The sequence below is a fragment of the Colwellia sp. genome, from assembly GCF_013214175.1.
Lineage (GTDB): Bacteria > Pseudomonadota > Gammaproteobacteria > Enterobacterales > Alteromonadaceae > Colwellia.
In genome coordinates, this window is the sequence record NZ_JABSPA010000002.1 from 239,898 (window position 1) to 260,485 (window position 20,588).

The window sequence follows — 20,588 nt, forward strand, 5'->3', positions numbered from 1 at the left end:
GAGAAATAGATATGCAAGATACCTTATCAAACAAAGCTTTGCTCAAATCGACCATTATTGCTTTACTTATTGCTGGCTTAGCGCTGATTAGCTTTATTTTACCGGCAGAATACAATATCGATCCAACAGGCATTGGTGCTAAATTGGGTTTAACGGCTTTGGCTAACCCTACGGCTAGCATTGACATTAAAGATGAGCAAATTGAAGGCCAACAAACAGCTGAGCCAAATACAGCAAGCAAAGATGCAACAGATATTATCGAGGTTATTGTGCCTGCAGGGCGTGGTGTTGAGTATAAGTTTACTATGGCGCAATTTAAGAAAATGGAATATCAATGGCAAACGGGTGGAGACGAGCTTTTCTTTGATTTACATGGCGAACCAGAAGGTGATACCACCGGTTATTACGAAAGTTATGCAATTGCGACGTTAGCGGAGATGAAGGGCAGTTTTACTACACCATTTGCCGGTGTTCATGGCTGGTATTGGAAAAATAAGTCAGATAAAGCGATAACAGTGAAACTGATTGTCAGTGGTGAATATAGTTTCCATGCCCTAAAAAAATAGAAAGGAAGGCTTTTAGCATTCAATGAGCCGTTTAAACAACGGCTCACAATACTAGCTATTTTATCTAGTCATTATTTAAAACAAGTAGGAAACGCTTAAATTGCCCGACATTGCTACGTAATTTCCAGATTCAAACAATTCATCACTATACTTATCCGCTTGGCGAAGTGTTAAAACAAAATCTAACGCGACTGATCCCCAGTTATAACCCACACCACCACCCGCTTGAATACCAGAAATAGACTTACTAAATTGTGTGAATTTCCACTTGTCAGAAAAGAAACCAGCGCCACCGTAGCCTCTAAAGCCAGGTTTAGATAGACCGACACCACCGTAAGCCATCACGTCAAAGCCTGAACTTTCTAGAGAGCTAAGATCATCATTTTCTAGTGAAAAATAAGTGCCTCTTATTTGAAAGTGATTATTGAAAGCATAACCTGCTGCTAAATTGAAACCACTGAAATCTAGATCTGAGTTGTAGCTGTTATCACTTGCTAAGGTAAAAGCGTAAGAGCCAACCCCTACACTCCAGTTTTTCTCAGCAGCTGCTTCTGAATTATTAGCACTTGCTTGAGTCCCAAGTGATAACGTAGATAAGAGTAATACTCCCTGTAATATTTTTTTCATTATTTTCCCTGTTTGATATTTTTTAAATTAAGACTTATAAATACTCACGTTCAAATATGACAACTAAATAATTTAAAACCGTAGCGTGAGACATATTAATAGTTAGCTATAAGTTTTTGATATAATTGTGATAGTGCATTTTAAATACGCCAAGATGATAACTCATACAGCTGATATACGTCCAATAAAAAGCTAGTTTCTTTGCTTTAGCTGCTGAAACTGGGGCGATACTAGAGGCCACTATGAAAGTTACGTCACTGCCAACTTAGCCGAAATGAAAGGCGGCAGCAGCACACCTTTTGCTGGTGTTTATGTTTGTATTGAAAAAATCAGATACAGCGAAAGCCATTAAACTTATTGTGAGCGGCGAATATAGCGTTCTTGGAGGAAAAAATAACGACTGTGAATTAGCTAGTTATCGGTAAAAAGGCGTTAGCAACTTTATCCCGGTGAGAAAAAATTGTTTTAACGTTACCGGGATAATAACAAAAAGTGCTGTGCCTTTATCAAATTCAGGATTGAGTTGGCAATAGAAATTGATTTCTTCTTTATCACTTTTTTTAAAGTTTGCTACTTCTTGTTCACTATAATTACTGGCTCGACCGGCAGTGACTAAACAAGGCACTTTTAAAGCCGGGCTGTCAAAACCGTCTTTATTAAACAGCTCGAATAAATGCTTCGCTTGCTCTTTGCCATTAGCGTTTGGCCAGATAATGGCGAGTTTTTTAGCCATAGCGCGATACATAGCGGGACTTAACATGGTATCGGCGTAATAGATATTTTGTCTAGGGCTTTTCAACCAGCAGATAAATGCTTGCTTCATCGAATACATAAAAGTGTTACCACCTTTTCTATATTGGGGGTAAAAAGCTGCGGATGCCCTGATTAATACATTCTTGCCACTTTGACTAAAATTTATTAAGCAATAACCGACCACTTCATTTTGAGCAAAGTACAGCCTTAACTTTCGAGCAAAGACATCGTTAGCAACAAAGTACTTGTTAAAGTAATACTCAGCATCAACGTCGTTAAAGCTGGCAGAAATTAACTTAAGTAATGCCTGTTTATGTGCATCATTTAGCCAATTTTTATTTTGAGTGTAATCAATGAATGAGGTTTTCATAAGTCGTTGTGAATTTCTCTTCTATTACTGCTGTTTTGATTGAGCTTAACATGACAATATATAGGCAACAACTTAGCTTACTTTTCTGCTCTTATAGCCGCTATTTGCACTTACATTCATCTTTTTAGCAACATAATTTGTTTATAGGTTTAATAAAATATTCCCATTCAGCTTATATAAACTCTATTTTGCCTCTATTGCCCTCATTTGCTTTGACATTAACGCTTAGCATTGGCAAAGTAATTTTTTAAATGCGAAAAGATAATAATAATGAATCAAATAAGCAGTAAGTCTGTTAAAAATTTACCTTTTAAATTATCACCATTAATGGCTGGTGTGGTTTTATCGTTAGGCGTAGTGGTTAGTGGTTGCCAAGATACTAATTCAGTAACTCCAACTACCAGTAAGGTCGTTGAGTCAGCTCAACAGGTAGAACAAGTTGTTGAAGTCAATCATGCAGCATTAGCCGAAGAAATCGCTAAAAAATACATTATTACAGATGGCCATATTGATGTGCCGTACCGTTTAGAAAGTGAATTTGAAAACGTTGCCGAGCATACAGCACATGGCGATTTTGATTTTCCAAGAGCAGTTGCTGGTGGTTTAGATGCCCCATTTATGTCTATTTATATTCCTGCAAGGCTTGAGAAGTCCGGTGGTAGTAAAGCACTTGCTGATAAATTGATCACTATGGTTGAAGATATAGTGAAAGCAGCACCAGATAAATTTTCTTTAGCTTATTCAACGGCTGATATTAAAGCTAACTTTGCTAAGGGTATTATTTCACTGCCTATGGGCATGGAAAACGGTAGCCCGATTGAAGGTGATTTAGCTAACCTTAAGCACTTTTATGACCGCGGTATTCGTTACATCACTTTAACGCATTCAAAAGCGAACCATATTTCAGACTCTTCTTATGATGAAAATCGTCCCGCTGGCGGCTTAACTGATTTTGGTAAAACTTTAGTAGCAGAAATGAATAATATTGGCGTCATGGTTGATGTTTCTCATATCTCAGATGAGGCTTTCTATGATGTTATGGCGATAACTAAAACACCTGTTATTGCTTCACATTCTTCAGCACGTCATTTTACCCCAGGTTTTGAGCGTAATATGAGTGATGAGATGATTCAAGCGTTAGCGAAAAATGACGGTGTTATTCAAATCAACTTTGGCTCTAGCTTTATTTCACAAGCGGCAATTGAATACGGTAAGTTGCGCAAAGCAGCGATAAAAGTGTTTATCGCTGAAAACAACCTTAAGAAAAATAGTGATGAGGTTAAAGCGTTTAAAGAACAATACAAAATCAACAATCCATACCCTTTTTCTAGTTTAAGCGATGTACTTGATCACTTTGACCATGTGGTGAAATTAGTCGGTATTGATTATGTCGGTATAGGCTCTGATTATGATGGTGTTGGTGATAGCTTACCTAGTAACTTAAAAGATGTTGCTTCATATCCCAACTTGATTGCGGGCTTGTTAAAGCGTGGTTATAGCGAGCAAGATATTGCCAAAATCCTTTCAGGTAATGTTATGCGCGTTTGGAAAGCTGCAGAGGCTTATGCCGCCGAGCATTAATTACTTTTAATGGCCGCTTAGTCAGTTATTGAAAGTCGACAGTGTGCATTAAAACGAGTAATAACCGTTAAAATTCAAGTTAGCTTTTAACGGTTATTGCTGTGATGATCTCCATAACTAGGCTGGAAAAATTTTCTGCTAAGTCACTTTTAAGGATTTGATGATCGGCGCCGTATAATTCGGAGCAATGTAAAATAGTATCTGTACTATTATTTTCAAATGAGCTGCCGGACATGGCAAGTATTGGTGTATTGGCGACGGATTTTATATATTCAATTAAGTCATAACCAGTAACGTTGGGCATGTCGATATCAGTAATAACAACGTCAGGTGAAATGCTCAGAAACTGTGCTTTTGCTAGGCTAGCATCTTGAAAAGATAACACCTCAATATCAAGTTCTACTTCAGTTTTTATTAACCCTTCAATAAGCCTCAACATCGCTGGTGAGTCATCCACTAACATAATCTTTATCACATTCTTGCTCCTTGCTCGATAGGCTTAGTTTTATTCTCACATAAAAAATATGGGTATTATATAAAATAGGTTACTTTATATGCTTGTGCAAATTATAAATATCGATAACAAGTTGTTTAATTTCCTGTAGTTAACAATTGAAACTTTGCCATTGTTTCAATCAGCGTACCTATCGCCATTATAATGCTCTGTTAACGCTTATTTTTAAGGCAATAATTCAATCGCACGAACTTGTAAGATAGCTTCACCGCCAGCTTTATCTGTCATACTTGGCGTTAAATAAATGGCATTAATATGTTCTGGTAATAGGCCATAATCTTTCGAACTAGCCGGTGTCCAATCAGGACGGTAGAAGTCTCTTAAATCTACTTCTTGCGTCGCCCACTGTTTAGTCGCCGGTAACTTTATTTGGTAATGAGCATAACTTTTGTCGCCATTTTTACCGTATTCTTGTTGTGATAACTTAATGATAAGTGGTATATCACATTGATAAGTTAAACGTATTTTTTGCTTGCCCGCTAAAGAAGTTTTAGGTAACTTATGAATCAATTCAACCCATGAATTACGTTTGTCATCAACGCGCGGAACACGTTTGAATTTTATCCAAATACCGCCGTGCCTAATAAGTTTTTCATTAATAATAGCTTCACTACCATAAGGGTCAGTATCATAAGTCCATTGATGTTTATTCAAGGGCGGATAAGTGACATCTGCTTGGACGAACGTTGTCACTAATAGTAGTAAACTAGCGACGCTAGCAAGCAGTGTTGATTTGATAAAATGCATTTTAATCCTTTAAAAGTAATGTGCGGGCCTAGAGAGGCGGTTGTCTATTGAGTGAAATGTTACGGCTGCTAGTCGGTGCTTGCTGTTGCCAGTCGGTAAGAGCATATTTTGCTAAAATATCGTCTAGCTTACCACTTTGTCTAAGTGTCATTAAGCCGTTATCAAATAGCTGAACTTTCTCCTTGCTGAGTAAAGATGAAAACCCTAAAAATAACGGGGTAAATTCCCCTTGGCTACCCGCATAAATAATCGATGATTTGGGTAGTTTTGACAGTTGATATTGCACGGTAAGTCGAGAGTCTAACAAAATATCTAGTCGGCCCATTTGTAGCATTTTTAACTGCTTTTCTAAGGGCGAGTTACCACTGGCGGGAAATACATGGTCAGTATTGCTTTTAAGTAACTGATTTAGCTGTTCACCATAATGATAACCATTAATGGTACCTAAAATAACATTGTCTTTTAAGCTCGCGGATAAGTGAGCGATACTCTGAAAGCGCCAAGGGTTGATTGCTCTTACATAAAAATCATTATATAAGCCGCCAAAGCTTAACTGGCTTTGCTGCAATTGAAGTTCAGCAATATGTTGCGAGGTTAAGGCAAGTAATATATCTACTCGGCCTTTTTTAGCTAGGTTTAATGCTCGTGCTAAAGGCATTAAGGTAAACTTTACCTTTAGATCATTGTCTCTAGCTATCTCATTGACTATTTCAACCAAGAACCCAGGTAAAACACGATCATCGCAAATGTAAGGGCACCATTCATCAGAGACAACTGTTAAGGTTTTTGCTTGGGCTGGCTTAATCGCAATACTTAACCATAGTAAGAAAAATATGAGGCTAAGCTGCAATAGCTTGATAGGGACTTTTATCATGGGCTATATTCTATATTCTATATTCTATAGCTAAAGAGCTAGTGATAATAGTAAGCGCTAGCACTAACTACCAAGGTTGCTGATAAAGACAAGTGACAGCAGTAAGTGGTCATTGGAGCCACTTACTGCTAATTAACCCTGCTTTAGCTCGTTAACTAAGTTAGTTAGCATTAATGTCTTTTAGACTTGAGGCACGCCATAAATAATAAAGTACAGGCAATACTAACAAGGTTAATAACATAGCACTGGCCATGCCGCCAACCATAGGCGCGGCAATACGACTCATTACTTCTGAGCCTGTACCTGTGCCATATAATATTGGTAATAAACCAATAATCACTGTGCCACCGGTCATCATAATAGGTCTAATTCTTAAACCTGCACCATGCAGTACTGCTTGTAATATTTCCGCCTTGGTTGTGGCTTTTCCTTGGGCAGCATTGTCAGCCAGTAAGGCGTGGTAGGCTTGGTTTAAATAGACCAGCATGATAACGCCTATTTCTACGGCCACGCCAGCTAGGGCAATAAAACCAACACCTACCGCAACCGAGAAATTGAAGCCTTGTAAGTACATTAGCCAAATACTACCGACCATAGCCAGTGGTAACGTGCCTAAAATCATCGCTACTTCGATAACATTGCGGAAGTTTAAATACAGCAATACTATGATAATGGCTAACGTTAACGGCACCACGTAGGTCAGTTTAGCTTTTGCCCGTTGCATGTATTCATACTGACCTGCCCAAGCAATTGAGTAGCCTGCTGGCAGTTTGAGCTGTTCATCAACCACTAGCTGAGCGTTTTCCACATAGGTACCAACATCGACGCCTTCGATATCGATAAAGGCCCAGCCATTTAAGCGGGCATTTTCTGATTTGATACCCGGCGGACCATCTTCAATAAAGATATGTGCAACATCGCCTAGGGAAATTCGCTGACCATTAGGGGTAACTATTGGTAATAGTGACAACTGCTCAGGCGAATTTCGGTAGTCTTGCGGATAGCGCAAACTGACCGGATAACGCTCTAAACCTTCAACAGTTTTGGTAACATTCATGCCACCAATGGCAGTAGCGACTACTTGCTGAATATCACTAATATTCAAGCCATAACGGGCTGCCTTAGCGCGTTGTATATCCACCTTGATATAGCGACCACCAGCGACACGTTCAGAATAGACTGAAGCCGTACCAGGCACGTCAGCTAAAATAACTTCTAGCTGCTGTCCTATTTCTTGAATAACATCGAGTTTCGGCCCTGCTATCTTGATACCAACAGGGGTTTTGATACCTGTTGCTAACATGTCTATGCGCGTTTTTATCGGCATAACCCAAGCGTTGGTTACCCCAGGGAGTTTCACTAAGGCATCCAATTCTTTTTTCAAACTTTCGATGGTAACCCCTTCACGCCACTCACTTTTTGGCTTTAACTGGATAAAGGTTTCTATCATGGTTAAGGGCGCAGGATCGGTTGCCGTTTCAGCGCGACCCACTTTACCAAAAACAGTTTTAACTTCAGGTACGGTTTTAATAAGCTTGTCGGTTTGCTGTAACAGCTGCCTTGCTTGGCCAATAGAAATACCCGGATAGGTGGTGGGCATATACATTAAGTCACCTTCATCAAGGGGCGGTATAAACTCACTGCCTATTTTATCTAACGGATATAAACCTATGAGCAGCACGACAAGGGCAGCTGACAAGGTGGTTTTAGGATTATGTAATACTGCTTTTAGCGTCGGCATGTATAGTGAAGTTAAGAATTTATTTACCGGGTTTTTATGCTCCGCGAGCACTTTTCCGCGAATAAAGTAGCCCATTAATACTGGTACTAAAGTAATGGCTAAAGCTGCTGAGGCCGCCATGGCATAAGTTTTAGTGTAAGCCAGCGGCGAAAACATCCGACCTTCTTGCGCCTCAAGGGTAAATACCGGCACAAAACTAACCGTGATAATTAACAAACTAAAAAACAGTGCAGGACCTACTTCACAAGCGGCCTCGGTGACAATTCGCCAACGATTTTCATCGGTTAGTGGCGTTTTCTCCATATGTTTATGCATATTTTCTATCATGACAATAGCGCCATCAACCATAGCGCCAATGGCAATAGCAATACCACCAAGCGACATAATGTTGGCGTTTAAGCCTTGGGCATGCATAACGATAAAGGCCGTTAAAATGCCAACAGGAATACTAATGATCACCACTAACGATGAACGTAAATGAAAGAGGAAAATTACACATACTAAGGCAACGACAGCAAACTCTTCTAACAGCTTCATCGCTAGGTTTTTGACCGCGCGCTCAATCAAGGTTGATCTGTCATAAACAGTGATAATTTCTACGCCATCGGGTAGGCCTTTTTTCAACTGCTCAAGCTTTGCTTTTACACCTTTAATAACTTCCTGGGCATTTTCACCAAAGCGCATAACGACAATACCGCCAACAACTTCACCTTCACCATTAAGTTCGGCAATACCGCGGCGCATTTGTGGCCCTGTGCCAATTTCTGCGACATCTTTTAATAATAACGGTGTGCCATTTTCATTGACGCCAAGGGGAATGTTTTCAAGATCCTCAACACTCTTGATATAACCGGTGGCGCGCACCATATATTCGGCTTCAGCCATTTCCACCACAGAGGCGCCAATTTCTTGGTTACCTTGTTTTATCGCTGTTTGGATTAGCGATAAAGGAATACCAAAAGCACGTAATTTATCGGGATTAATTTGTACTTGGTATTGTTTGATCATGCCGCCGAGTGCGGAAACTTCGGAAACCCCTTTGACAGTTTGTAGTTCAAATTTTAAAAACCAATCTTGTATACTACGTAGCTGGCTCAGATCATGTTGACCCGTTTTATCAACCAGTGCATATAGATATACCCAGCCAACACCAGTGGCATCAGGACCTAGTTGTGGTCTAGCTTCGCTAGGTAAATCGGGGGCAACTTGACTTAAATACTCTAAAACTCGTGAGCGCGCCCAATAAAGATCGGTATCTTCGTCGAAAATAACATAAACGTAAGAGTCACCAAAAAATGAGTAGCCACGTACGGTTACCGCGCCAGGCACAGATAACATGGCGGTGGTTAATGGGTAAGTTACTTGATCTTCAACCACCTGCGGCGCTTGCCCTGGGTAGCTAGTTTTAATAATAACCTGCACATCAGATAAATCTGGCAGGGCATCAATGGGGGTGTTTTTTACTGAATATAAACCGACCCCGACGAGTATCATGGTGGCCAATATGATAAAGAAACGGTTGCCTACCGACCAGCGAATAATGGCAGCAATCATTACATCTCTCCCTTCATTGGCATAGCACTAACAATAATAAACTCACCGTTTTGAATTTCGAAGGTAAACATTAAATACGCATTGATAGTAAAGAGTGACATGTCAACTGATTCACTGACGATGAAATCAACAGTGTCAGCGGATCGCCCCCATTTTTCTATGGCTTCACGGTCGATAGTAACCATGCGGTGCGCTGGCATCACCGATCTTACCGTGCCATTTACCGTGGCACTACTAAGCGGTTTTTCACCATTTTGTTCGATTTTGATAATGCGGTAATCGCTATCGCTGGCTCTTTCAATTTCAACACGGATAGTCATAGCTACTTTTAATTGAGAAAAGTCGACTGAGTCTAATGCAGTGAAGTCCATGGTCATTTCTGGCCAGTCCCATGCGGGGATAGGGTCATGAGTTAAAGTCAGCATCTTGTGATCTGCCATTAGGCTAATGATACTGGCGTCGACCCACACAGTGCTAGGCACAGTTTCAGGGCTCATACGTTTGAAATCAGAGGTTTTACTCGATTCAGAGTCGAGTAAAAATTGCGCTGAGCTAACTACTTTTTCACCGGCGCTCAGACCAGATAATATTTCCACACTATCACTATCAAAACGACCAACACTCACAGCGATAGATTTAAAGTTGCCTTCACCTAATGCTAATACCACACGGTCTTGGTTGCCGGTGCGAATTAGCGCCTCCTTCGGAATTAACAGCGCTTTTTCATTGCTGTTAGTATGAATAGTAATTTGGGCAAACATGTTGGGCTTAAATTCGCCATTTTCATTATCAAAACGCAATCTGACTTTTACCGTACGGGTTTTTGCATCTAAGATGGGATAAACATAATCTATCTTGCCTTGCCAGGTTTTTCCGGGTAGATAATCTAGACTCATGGTCACCGCTGTACCTTGTACCACTTGATTTGCTTGGCGTTCAAACACTTCTGCGACCACCCAAACTTGTGATAAATCACCAATAGACATTAACGTTGAGCCAGGTTTAACAAAGAAGCCTTCACGTATTGCTAGGTTTTTAATAACGCCATTTTGTGGCGCATAAAAAGTGATGTTTTGTTGAACCTTGCGAATTTTTTTAAGGCTCTTAATAGCTGATGTTGGTAATTGCAGTGCCACTAAGCGATTTTCTGCCGCAGTAATTAAGCGGCGGTTTTTTCTGTCTAGGGCCAGTAAAAACTCTTCTTGGGCATTAACTAGCTCAGGAGAATAAATATCGTATAGCGGTTGGTCTTTTTTTACTACATCACCAATGGCTTTAACATAAAGCTTTTCCACCCAGCCTTCTACTCTCGGATGAATATGGACTAAGGTATCTTCATTAAAGGTGACATAACCTACGGTATTTATTTGTGTATGTAAGGTTTTAACTTCGGCATTAACGGTACGTACACCTAGGTTATTAATGACATTCGCTGAAATACGAATAGTGCCGACACCTTCATCTGGCCCTGAGCCATTGTCAGCATAGTAGGGAATTAAATCCATGCCCATTGGCGACTTGCCGGGTTTATCACGTCGGTAATTAGCATCCATGGGGGCAACCCAATAGAGTGGTTGTGACTCACTGCTGGCGTTATTCTCTGTATTAGCTATGTCACTTGTCGGCATTAATATTGAGTAAGCGACAAAGGTAAACACTGAACCAATAATTAAGCCAAATAGGCCGGCTTTAAGTGTTGAGGGTTTAGTTGCTGTCATTATTTTTCTCCAGCTATGATATTTGTGGTACTTAACGAGCCAACAAATAAATAATTTAATTCCAAGATGATTTTTTGCTCGGCGACCTGAATGACTAAATCGTCAATTTGAGCATTAAGCACGGCAATGCGTGAGCGTACTACTTCAGCAAAGTCACCATCGTCATTGGTATAAGCTGTTAATGACGCTTCGGCTTGATCATGAACTTGTGGTAATAGTCGCGTTTTGTAGAGGTTTTTTCGATCTTCTAAGCGTAATAAACGTCCTTTACCACTGGAGAATGCACCCAGTAGTTGACGCAATAACAGTATTTTTTCGGTTTTAACCGCTTCCGTTTTTGAAATGGCAGATTTTACTGTCATATCTTGACGGTTTTCAGTAAACAACGGTAAGTCAAAGGTAACACCGACAGAGAAAAAATCTGAGCGGCTATTACCCATAGGATCATCATCACGATAACCATAACTGGCATTAACTCCCCACTCGGGCTTATATTGTTGTTCGGCTAAATTAATACCAGTTTTGCTAGCCGATATTTTTTTATCGAGGGCAAATATGGCTGGGTGGTTGGCAAAATGCTTAGCCAATACGTCAACAGAGAACCAGGTCTTGCTATAAACCAGCTCATTATTGAGTAAATCAAGTTGTGGTAACTGCTGGGCTAGTTGTATGTTGTATAATTGACTGATTGCATCTTGTTGATCACTTTCAACAAAGGCGCTTGATAACCATTGTGCCATCATGCCCAAATAGGCATTTTGCTGTTGCGCTAATATATCTAACCTGTCATCGAGCCGTGTTAACTCAAGTTGCGCACGCACAATATCTTGTTGGCGTGTTTTTCCTAATGCGGAAGAATAACTCGCTTGGGCAACATCAGCTAATTGTTCAAACAAAGATCTATTTTGCTCAATAAGGGCAATGCTTTGTTGAACTCTATAAGCATCAAGCCACAAACTACCAACGGTTACCGCGACTTTAGCTTCTCTATCGGCGCGTTGAAAAGGATAAGCCTCACTTTCAATGCGTAATTGTTGATTTTTAATCGCTAGGGTATCACCACGGGGAAACATCTGGGTAATGCCAACCTTAAGCTGGGTCATGCCTTCTTGAGAAAAGTCGAAGCCATCTGTTGGTAAATTAGCCAGGGCAACGGACATTTTTGGATCAGGCATAGTGGCAGCGGCGTGACTCAATGCCTCAACGGCTTGTTGCTGATGTTTATTGCCCGCTAGCCAAGGGTCATTTTTTTGTGCTGTTTTCACCGCGCTATTAAATGACCAAATTCGTTCATTGTTTGCCGCTTGACTGGTTTGACTAAACACAAAAAGGCAAGCTAATGCTATGGCACTGGCAATTGAGGTTCTCTTCGTCTGAATTAGTTTATCTGTAATCATTAGAATTGTTCCTGATAATTATTAAGCTCGGCGTAAATATCATAACTACCGTCAGCTTTAAGTAAAATGACTTGGTATGGCATAAATTTATTACCAACTTCCATTCCCGGGGTGCCAATAGGCATGGCAGGTACCGATAAGCCAATGGCATTTTTTGGTGGTTTAGCTAAAAACTGATGAATGAATTTAGCGGGCACATGACCTTCAAAAACATAACCATCTTTTGAAACGGCGGTATGACATGAACGATATTGTGGCGCGATACCTTTATTGCTTTTAAAAGCCGCTAAATCAGTTTGATTGTAGGCTTTTGAGCTGAAACCATGTTGGTCAACGTGCTCAAGCCATTTTTCACAACAACTACAAGTGGGACTTTTATAAACTTCTAGCACTGGCAGTGCTTTTATGGTCTGGCTGTGCGGTTTCTCAACCGAAATTTTGTTATTTGTTTGCTCAGCAACTAAAACTGCTTGCTCGGTACAAGCGCTAAGTAGCAATAAAAAGAGCACAGATACTATGACTGTGCCTGCTTTAATAGCAAAAGAAAATGAATGCATAACCCCTCCTAGGGGAATAACTTAACGATAATATGTAGTTAAAATAATTTAACTACTGGGTAGTGATTAATTCTTTAAATATAACAATTTAAAATACGTTTAATGTTTGTACTGCTTAATGGAAAAACACTGAGGTTTATTCCTTTAAATTTTTCGCAGAGAAATTTAGACGTAATGAGGCTGTGTTTAGCTCAGAATAGGAGGTCGATAAAGTGAGGTAAGGGTATTGCTGGCAATAAAAGCACTAGGGGAAACTATTTTACTCGATATAGCAATTTCAGCGTGGTAATTAATACCTGTTGAAAACGCCGATATGGTTGAGCAGCCACTGATTGAGCAGTCACATTCCTGCGAACAACATTCTTCAATGCTAGTTGTTGAGCAAGCGGTAGTCATATCGTCTTCGCAAGCACTTGTTTTAGCCATAGTGCTCATATGATGATGTGAACTGGTTGCCGATATAGATGACAGCTCTTTGCTATTAGCCATAGATTGCATACTTGTCATGGAATAAAACATGGTCATAGATGCCATTGATTGACCAATGAAGATCAAACAAAGCAATAACACCATTACTGTTTTATTTATAAAAGTAGGCACAAGCAACACACAACTAGGCAATAAGAATGCTGATTTTAGCATCATTAAAAGCAAGATATCAATAAAAGAGCAATCGATTAAGTAAAGGAAATTGTAACTTTTAAGTAACAGCGTGAATTGACTAATTAAATTTTAAGCTAAATAAAATAGCAACGTAGGCAAACTAGCAGACGAAAACATAAACATGCCTCTAAAGTGTAGTAGTGCAAAGTATCATAACTGAGGCAACAACTGGTTTTGTATTTTGCTCTTTTAGATAAACTTAATTCTTTGACATATTATGTCATAAAGTGTAGTTTGAAGGTATTAAATACTTGAACGGCTTGACCTTTCAGTACACTTCTAATAAATTTGCATTCTGATTTAGGTAACGGATTACTATATGATTGAATTTCTTCTCGCGGATATAAATGTAGGTTTCGCTATAGCATTATGCTCGGTATTAGCTTTGGCAATACTCGAAGGGGTTGGTATGCTTATAGGGTTAAGTATGCTCAATTTACTGGACCATATCTCACCGATTGATCTTGATATAGACGTTGATGCGGATTTACCTATGACAGGACTTACACCCCTGTTAGGTTGGTTATGCTTAAACCGTTTACCTTTATTGATATGGTTGGTACTATTTTTAACAAGCTTTGGCATAACAGGTTATACGTTAAACTACATACTGTTAAATAGTTTTACGGTTAATATATCTGAATTTTTAACCTACAGTTTGTCGTTCATCTTGTCGTTATATATCACCCACCATATCGGTGTACCACTAAGTCGCCTACTTCCTAAAAATGAATCCTCAGCAATTTCAAATAATAGCTTTAATGGCCTAATTGCCACAATAACTATTGGCACAGCAAAACAAGGTAGCCCCGCAGAAGCGTCGTTAACAGATAGCTATAATCAAAAACATTATGTTTTAGTTACACCAGACAGTGATGATGAAGAATTCAGTCAAGGTCAACAAATTGTACTAGTTGAGAAAAAAGAGACTTTCTGGCTGGCAATAAAATTTAATCAGTAACATTTACAACATCTTATAAAATAATAAAAAGGAAATTTACTATGGGAAATTTGGATGCTAACAGCACTTTTATCTTAATGATGGTCGGTGTCGGACTAGTCTCTTTCATTACGATGGGGCTTATTTTTGCTAAGTTATATGTTCGTGCGACTAAAGAAATCGCTTTTGTTCGTACAGGTATGGGTGGAGAGAAAGTTGTTAAAGATGGTGGTGCTATTTGTTTACCTGTTTTACATGAAACGATCTCCGTCAACATGAACACACTTCGTATTGAAGTAGAGAAAATAGAAAAAGACTCTCTTATTACTAAAGATAGAATGCGTGTTGATGTAAAAGCCGATTTTTACTTGCGCGTAGCACCTCATTCTGAAGGTATTTCTATGGCGGCTCAAACACTTGGCAGCCGTACCATGCGAGTTGATGAATTAAAAATACTGATGGAATCGAAGTTTGTTGATGTACTGCGCACTGTTGCTGCGGAAATGACTATGACCGAAATGCATGAACAAAGAGCCGATTTTGTCCAAAAAGTTCAACAAAATGTCGCCAATGATTTAGAGAAAAATGGTCTTGAATTAGAATCTGTTTCATTAACGGGATTTGATCAAACTGATTTAAAATTCTTTAATGAAAACAATGCTTTTGACGCCGAAGGTCGCGCAAGGTTAACTAAGATAATCGAAGAGAAACGCAAAGAAACCAATGATATAGAGCAAGAGAATCGCGTTAAAATTCAACGACGAAACCTTGATGCAGAGCGCGAATCACTAGAAATCCAAAAAGAGGAAGAAGAACTTCGTATCGCCCAAGAACAAGTTCTAGAATTTAAACGTGTCGAGCAAAAAGCTGAAATTGCGAAAACTCGCGAATACAAAGAGCAAGAAGAAAGAGAAGCTCAAATATCTAAAGAGCAAGCGATTGAAGTAGCTGAAATATTAAAGAGCAGAGATGTTGAGTCTAGGGAAATTGAGAAACGTACAGTTTTAGAGCAAGCACGTATACAACAGCAACGTGATATTGAAGTCGCTGAGCAAGATAAACAGATAGCCGTAGCAGAAAAATCAGAAGCTGAGTCAGCAGCAAGAGCACAAGCTGCAGGCGCTGAAAAAATCCGTGTAGAAAAAGAAGAAGCGGTAACAACGGCGAGAGAAGTAGCAGAAGCAAATCGTCGTAAAGAAATTGAAGTGATAGATGCTAAAAAAGAAGCCGAACGAGATGCTGTAGGTATCATTGTTCAAGCCGATGCGGAAAAACGAGCTGCGGAAGATAAAGCAACAGCGGTACTTACCGAAGCGAAAGCTACGGCGGATGCTAAAAAATTAAAGGCTGAAGCAGATGAGAAAATATATGCAGTTGAAGCAGCAGGTAAAAAGGCCTTATATGAGGCAGAAAATACGCTGCGTGATGAGCAAATTGAATTACAAAAATCGTTAGCGATTTTAAAAACATTGCCAGAAATGATCGCGAATTCAGTTAAACCATTAGAAAATATTGATGGTATTAAAATCCTGCAAGGATATGGGAACTCGAATGCAACAATGAGCACAAATGAGAGTGCCGGAAGTGGTGGATTAGCAGAACAAATTACTTCAGCAGCATTAAATTATCGAGCTAATGCACCTATGATCGATTCAATGCTGCAAGAGCTTGGCTTAGTGAATAAAGAATCAGGTACATTAAATGATTTGATTATGGGTAAACATTCTTTAATTGAGGATACTAAAACAGTTGTTCAGCAATCCAATATTGCACAAGTAAAGACTAAAATGAATGGTCATCAGGTATCAGCAGAGTAATGGCTAAAAAATAATATAAATTACAGAGGTTGATTTTATGCGTGGAGCAGGTGGTACATCGGGTGGTTTAGGGCAGTTTTTTATTGGCTTATTTATGATGTGCGGAGGTTTTTATTTATTGTTAAATGCCATTACCGTCAGTTCGAGTTTTGGCATGGGCATGCGCCTCTATGGTTTCTCTGCTATGGGCGGTAGTTACAGCATAACCAGTGGTATGGTGATGATTCCATTTATGTTTGGGGTTGGCATTATTTTTTATAACAGTAAAAATCCCATTGGCTGGATATTAGCGCTAGGTTCTATTACCGGCTTGATCTTTGGTGTGATTTCTTCGATTCGCTTTAGCATGAGAACCATGACTTCATTTGATTTGATTGTCATCTTAGTGCTAGCCATGGGCGGCTTAGGTATGTTTTTACGTTCATTGAAGAAAATTGATGCCGCCATTCCAGCGGAGTAATAGTGCATTTTGCTAAACGTTAACTTTAGATGTGTTCTATTTGATAAATAATTACTCGCTTAATTTGCTAATGAGTGACGCTGTTTAGCTACTGTTTTAATTAACTTTAGCGATTTTTAGCTTTTATAAATTAATGTTTATTACCATTCAAGTAACTTATGGCAGAGAAAAATTTCTTGAATGGTGTGATTTTTTGTGTAACATAAAAGTGATTCTTATTCTTCGTGAGCTTGCATGTTCCCTTCTATCACTAAAGCCTTAATGGTGTTGCTACTGTGTTTGACCTTTATCGGTCAAGTCATGGCTACTAGCCTTATGCCTTATCAGATGATGAATATGAATACAGTGGACACTCAGGCACAACCTCATGATATGGCAATGATGGTCCACAGTAGCGATAAAATGGCGAGTGATGTGGATAATCCTACTATGGATTGTTGTGAAAATGACTGTGCCTGTTTTATTGGCGGCTGCTCAACATTAGCGCTATTAACTAATATTAGTGATACCGAGCTCGTTGTCACTGCTACTGCAAAGATAAAATCTATAGCTAGTCTAGTGCTTAGCCAACAATTAACTTCCCTATACCGTCCTCCAATATTTAGCTAAATAGAGCATAAATGTGTCCAAAGTTTGGTGCATTTACTGCGTGTTAGCTTGTATCCGGTACTTTGACTGTTAAGTCAATTCAACTTTATTGTAAAAATGCCTGTTAACTTGCCTTCTCGCAATGCTTTTTTCTGCTCTTTAAACCAATATTAGCGATAACACCTTTAAATAATGCCTTTTATGGCAGTACGTTTACCTTGTTAAACAACACCCAGGAACAAACATGAATAAAATTTTAATATTACTTACCGTTACTTTATTAACTATTTCGTCATCGGTATTAGCCCATGCCGGTTTAAAAACCTCATTGCCAAAAGATGGCGCTATGTTAATGGCAAGCCCAACAGTATTGCAGTTAGTTTTTACTAAGGATGTTCGCCTAGTGAAACTAACCCTTGCCGATAATAGCGGTGCTTTGATGCCTATAACATTCAAACCTTCGACAAAAGCAGCGGCTAGTTATAGCTTAGCTTTACCCACGTTACCTAGCAGCAACTACCAAGTTAATTGGACCATAATGGGAAAAGACGCTCATAAAATGAAAGGAAAATTTTCTTTTATGGTTCATGGGCAGACTAATACCAAGGGCATGAAAAAGCATAAAGATAACCCATCTAATGGCAAGCATAGTCATTAGGAGTTTTTAACATGGAAATATCACCTTGGGACATCGCAATTATTATCAGTAAGATGATGATATACCTTGGAATATCTGGCTTTGTTGGTGGTGTTTTCATCTATTGGTTAGTTATCAAAAGAGCTTACCCATTTAATTTACGACAGCACTGCCAGCTCCTGATTTTTATTGGCATAGTTGGCACACTGCTGAATTTTTTTATGCAAGTAGGTGCTTTTTCCGAGTCAGGGCTATCAGGTGTATTAGATCCATTTTATAACTCCTTGCTGTGGCAATCTAATGCCGGTGATGCACTATTATATCGTCTTGCGGGTTTGCTACTGGCGTTAATTTTAGTGACTAAGTTAATGGCAACTGAGCAATATCGCCGCTTCTTTTTAGTTACTTTTATCTTAACTATCTTACTGCTGGCGCGTTCATTCAGTGTTATTGGCCATACCGCAGAGATGACTATGATTAGCCAATTGTTGCTTAATTTACATGTACTATTGGTTTTCTGCTGGTTAGGCTCACTGTGGCCGCTCTGGAAAGCGTGTGGGGTTTTATCTTCACCTGTTTTACATAAGGTTATGCAGCAGTTTGGCTACTATGCCAGCTATGCTGTTTCACTATTAATCGTTTGTGGCTTAATCGTGGCATATCAACTCATTGGCTCAATACATGGTTTGTTTTTCACCAGTTATGGACAAAGCTTTTTACTAAAACTTGTCTTAGTGATGGGCATATTATCGATCGCAGCTCATCATAAATTTAACTTGGTAGCTAAGCTAATAAAAAGTGAGCAGGGTAAACAAGCCTTGGCTCGTTCTATTCAATGGGAGATGGTTTTAGCCTTGCTGATTTTACTAACAACCACTTGGCTGACTACTGTCGTTGGGCCGGACTACTAAAATTTAAATTACAATCAAAACCAAAACTAATAAACAAATAAAAAAACTATTTATCAAGAGAGATAAGCTTATGAAAAACTATAAAGTACTATGTTTCACCCTACTATTTTCGACCCTTATACCGACAAGTTATGCGCATGAAGATGCTAAAAAAGCAGAACTAAAATCAAGCATGTTTATTGGTGTTAATTCTATGCCAGCTAAGATCGTTAAACGTTTTCATCATGCACTAAGAACAAGCGACAAAGTTACCGCACGTCTATTACTCGCCGATGATGTACAAATATTTGAAGGTGGCGGAGTAGAGCGCTCTGCTGATGAATACGCCAGCCATCATATGTTGTCAGATATGAAATATCTTGCCGCAGTAAAGAATAAAACCTTAGAGCACAATGTAAAAATTATCGGTAACAGTGCTGTTTCTATGTCTCGTAGTCAAACTACCGGAACATATAAAGGTAAAGAGCAAAATTACCAAAGTATGGAAACTATAGTGTTAGAAAAACAACGAGGTGAGTGGAAAATAGTCCGTATCCATTGGTCTAATTAAATAAGAATTGAAGTTAGGTTGGGTATAGCGCGATAGTATTGCGCTATACCCGTACCACTTAAAGAACAGGATTATTTCTCTTTCATATTCCATAATATGTCTTGGCCACTGCCCATTACCGTTGTAGGTAACTTACCGTCCCATTGCAGCGCTTTAACATACTCTACTAAGGTTTTATTGGTTTTAATCGCCTGTGATTTTTTTAATATCGCTTCAGCTTCCGCTAGTCCTTTGACTCTTATTGCCTGAGCTTGTGCGATTGCTTCAATTTCAATGGCATAAGCGCTACCGTCGGCACGGGCTTTTTCCGCATCTCGTTTGGCTTCTGCGGTATTCACTTCTCGCTGTGCTTCAAGTTTTTGACGCTCTAAGCGATGTTTTTCTGCGGCAGCTAAATTCTTTTCAGTTTGTTTGGTTTCGATGCTCTGTAGATATTTTTGCGGTAATACTAAGTTTTCAATTTGCACACTATCAAGTTTTACTGGGAAATCACTCATAGCCGAAAGTAGTGTTTCTTCGATTTTTTGAATAACTTGTCCGCGATTTTGAATAATTTGTTCAGCTTTAAAGCGCGCTAACGCATCTTTAGTGGCTGAGCGTAAACGGGGATCTAAAATACGGTTTTCAAATTGATCTAAACCACCGTAACCCTTGTACAGTTCAAATGCTTCTGCGCGAATCACGGTCCAGTTAACCGAGACTTCTGCTTGCACGGGCATTTGCTCGAATGTTGAAGCTTTGAGGTTTTCAGTGTTTTTACGAGTACGAATTTCAAGCTCTTCCACAGTGTCAGCAAAAGGAATTTTTGTATGTAAGCCAGGATTTACTTGCGTGGTTGCTTCACCGAAACGTTTAACTATACCTACATGACCTTCGTCAATAGTGTAGGGAACTTGCCATAAGATAATACCAGCAACAACCGCTGCGGTAATTTTGCCAAAATTTTTGGTTATTTTGGTAGTATCAAGGTCGACTGGCGTTTTTGTCATTCCATTTTTAAGCATGCTATTTCCTTTATTATTA

The 20,588-nt window shown here is 39.3% G+C and carries 20 protein-coding genes; 9 read left to right on the forward strand and 11 right to left on the reverse strand.

Features of this window, described 5'->3' with window-relative positions:
• Nucleotides 1-11: 11 nt before the first annotated feature.
• Complete coding sequence (locus HRT55_RS04145) at nucleotides 12-566, forward strand: hypothetical protein (protein ID WP_291619134.1); 555 nt, start codon at nucleotides 12-14, stop codon at nucleotides 564-566.
• A gap of 75 nt (nucleotides 567-641) precedes the next feature.
• Here the strand turns inward: HRT55_RS04145 and HRT55_RS04150 are convergent, their stop codons facing one another.
• Together HRT55_RS04150 and HRT55_RS04155 are read right to left on the reverse strand one after the other, a co-directional pair.
• Complete coding sequence (locus HRT55_RS04150) at nucleotides 642-1,193, reverse strand: hypothetical protein (protein WP_291619136.1); 552 nt, start codon at nucleotides 1,191-1,193, stop codon at nucleotides 642-644.
• Between the two features lie 415 nt (nucleotides 1,194-1,608).
• Complete coding sequence (locus HRT55_RS04155) at nucleotides 1,609-2,316, reverse strand: hypothetical protein (protein WP_291619139.1); 708 nt, start codon at nucleotides 2,314-2,316, stop codon at nucleotides 1,609-1,611.
• A 270-nt stretch (nucleotides 2,317-2,586) separates the two neighbouring features.
• On the opposite strand from HRT55_RS04155, the gene HRT55_RS04160 reads away from it, so the two are divergent.
• Nucleotides 2,587-3,897, forward strand: a complete 1,311-nt coding sequence (locus HRT55_RS04160) for a dipeptidase (RefSeq protein ID WP_291619141.1) — start codon at nucleotides 2,587-2,589, stop codon at nucleotides 3,895-3,897.
• Between the two features lie 79 nt (nucleotides 3,898-3,976).
• On the opposite strand, the gene HRT55_RS04165 is transcribed toward HRT55_RS04160, so the two are convergent.
• The 8 genes from HRT55_RS04165 to HRT55_RS04200 all read right to left on the reverse strand — a co-directional run bounded on the left by HRT55_RS04165 (nucleotide 3,977) and on the right by HRT55_RS04200 (nucleotide 13,599).
• The gene (locus HRT55_RS04165; RefSeq protein WP_291619143.1) at nucleotides 3,977-4,372 is read right to left on the reverse strand and encodes a response regulator; all 396 of its coding nucleotides are present in this window, start codon (nucleotides 4,370-4,372) and stop codon (nucleotides 3,977-3,979) included.
• Between the two features lie 204 nt (nucleotides 4,373-4,576).
• Nucleotides 4,577-5,158 (reverse strand): hypothetical protein, encoded by a 582-nt coding sequence (locus HRT55_RS04170; RefSeq protein ID WP_291619145.1) that lies wholly within the window; start codon nucleotides 5,156-5,158, stop codon nucleotides 4,577-4,579.
• A gap of 28 nt (nucleotides 5,159-5,186) precedes the next feature.
• A complete protein-coding gene (locus tag HRT55_RS04175) occupies nucleotides 5,187-6,032 on the reverse strand; it encodes an ABC transporter substrate-binding protein (RefSeq protein WP_291619146.1) in 846 nt (281 codons plus the stop codon).
• Between the two features lie 160 nt (nucleotides 6,033-6,192).
• Nucleotides 6,193-9,327 (reverse strand): efflux RND transporter permease subunit, encoded by a 3,135-nt coding sequence (locus HRT55_RS04180; RefSeq protein WP_291619148.1) that lies wholly within the window; start codon nucleotides 9,325-9,327, stop codon nucleotides 6,193-6,195.
• The gene (locus HRT55_RS04185; RefSeq protein ID WP_291619150.1) at nucleotides 9,327-11,045 is read right to left on the reverse strand and encodes an efflux RND transporter periplasmic adaptor subunit; all 1,719 of its coding nucleotides are present in this window, start codon (nucleotides 11,043-11,045) and stop codon (nucleotides 9,327-9,329) included. Before HRT55_RS04185 ends, HRT55_RS04180 begins: the two co-directional genes overlap by 1 nt.
• Nucleotides 11,045-12,442: a TolC family protein gene (locus HRT55_RS04190; protein ID WP_291619152.1), complete on the reverse strand. Its 1,398-nt coding sequence runs from the start codon at nucleotides 12,440-12,442 to the stop codon at nucleotides 11,045-11,047. The genes HRT55_RS04185 and HRT55_RS04190 overlap by 1 nt, the downstream gene beginning before the upstream one ends.
• Nucleotides 12,442-12,999, reverse strand: coding sequence for a DUF411 domain-containing protein (locus HRT55_RS04195; protein WP_291619154.1), 558 nt, complete (start codon nucleotides 12,997-12,999; stop codon nucleotides 12,442-12,444). Before HRT55_RS04195 ends, HRT55_RS04190 begins: the two co-directional genes overlap by 1 nt.
• 186 nt (nucleotides 13,000-13,185) lie before the next feature.
• The gene (locus HRT55_RS04200; RefSeq protein ID WP_291619156.1) at nucleotides 13,186-13,599 is read right to left on the reverse strand and encodes a hypothetical protein; all 414 of its coding nucleotides are present in this window, start codon (nucleotides 13,597-13,599) and stop codon (nucleotides 13,186-13,188) included.
• A gap of 382 nt (nucleotides 13,600-13,981) precedes the next feature.
• On the opposite strand from HRT55_RS04200, the gene HRT55_RS04205 reads away from it, so the two are divergent.
• The 7 genes from HRT55_RS04205 (at nucleotide 13,982) to HRT55_RS04235 (ending at nucleotide 19,565) form a co-directional block, all read left to right on the forward strand.
• The gene (locus HRT55_RS04205) at nucleotides 13,982-14,623 is read left to right on the forward strand and encodes a YqiJ family protein (RefSeq protein ID WP_291619158.1); all 642 of its coding nucleotides are present in this window, start codon (nucleotides 13,982-13,984) and stop codon (nucleotides 14,621-14,623) included.
• Nucleotides 14,624-14,664: 41 nt separating this feature from the next.
• Entirely contained in the window at nucleotides 14,665-16,419 is a 1,755-nt protein-coding gene (locus HRT55_RS04210) for a flotillin family protein (protein WP_291619160.1), read from the forward strand.
• Nucleotides 16,420-16,456: 37 nt separating this feature from the next.
• Nucleotides 16,457-16,879 carry a hypothetical protein gene (locus HRT55_RS04215; protein WP_291610318.1) on the forward strand — a complete coding sequence of 141 codons (423 nt, stop codon included), beginning with the start codon at nucleotides 16,457-16,459 and terminating at the stop codon, nucleotides 16,877-16,879.
• A gap of 234 nt (nucleotides 16,880-17,113) precedes the next feature.
• Nucleotides 17,114-17,488: a hypothetical protein gene (locus HRT55_RS04220; protein ID WP_291619162.1), complete on the forward strand. Its 375-nt coding sequence runs from the start codon at nucleotides 17,114-17,116 to the stop codon at nucleotides 17,486-17,488.
• 223 nt (nucleotides 17,489-17,711) lie between these two features.
• Nucleotides 17,712-18,125, forward strand: coding sequence for a copper resistance CopC family protein (locus HRT55_RS04225; RefSeq protein WP_291619164.1), 414 nt, complete (start codon nucleotides 17,712-17,714; stop codon nucleotides 18,123-18,125).
• Nucleotides 18,126-18,136: 11 nt separating this feature from the next.
• Entirely contained in the window at nucleotides 18,137-19,015 is an 879-nt protein-coding gene (locus HRT55_RS04230) for a CopD family protein (RefSeq protein ID WP_291619166.1), read from the forward strand.
• 70 nt (nucleotides 19,016-19,085) lie between these two features.
• The gene (locus tag HRT55_RS04235; protein WP_291619168.1) at nucleotides 19,086-19,565 is read left to right on the forward strand and encodes a nuclear transport factor 2 family protein; all 480 of its coding nucleotides are present in this window, start codon (nucleotides 19,086-19,088) and stop codon (nucleotides 19,563-19,565) included.
• A 71-nt stretch (nucleotides 19,566-19,636) separates the two neighbouring features.
• On the opposite strand, the gene HRT55_RS04240 is transcribed toward HRT55_RS04235, so the two are convergent.
• Nucleotides 19,637-20,569 carry an SPFH domain-containing protein gene (locus HRT55_RS04240; RefSeq protein ID WP_291619170.1) on the reverse strand — a complete coding sequence of 311 codons (933 nt, stop codon included), beginning with the start codon at nucleotides 20,567-20,569 and terminating at the stop codon, nucleotides 19,637-19,639.
• Between the last annotated feature and the right edge of the window lie 19 nt (nucleotides 20,570-20,588).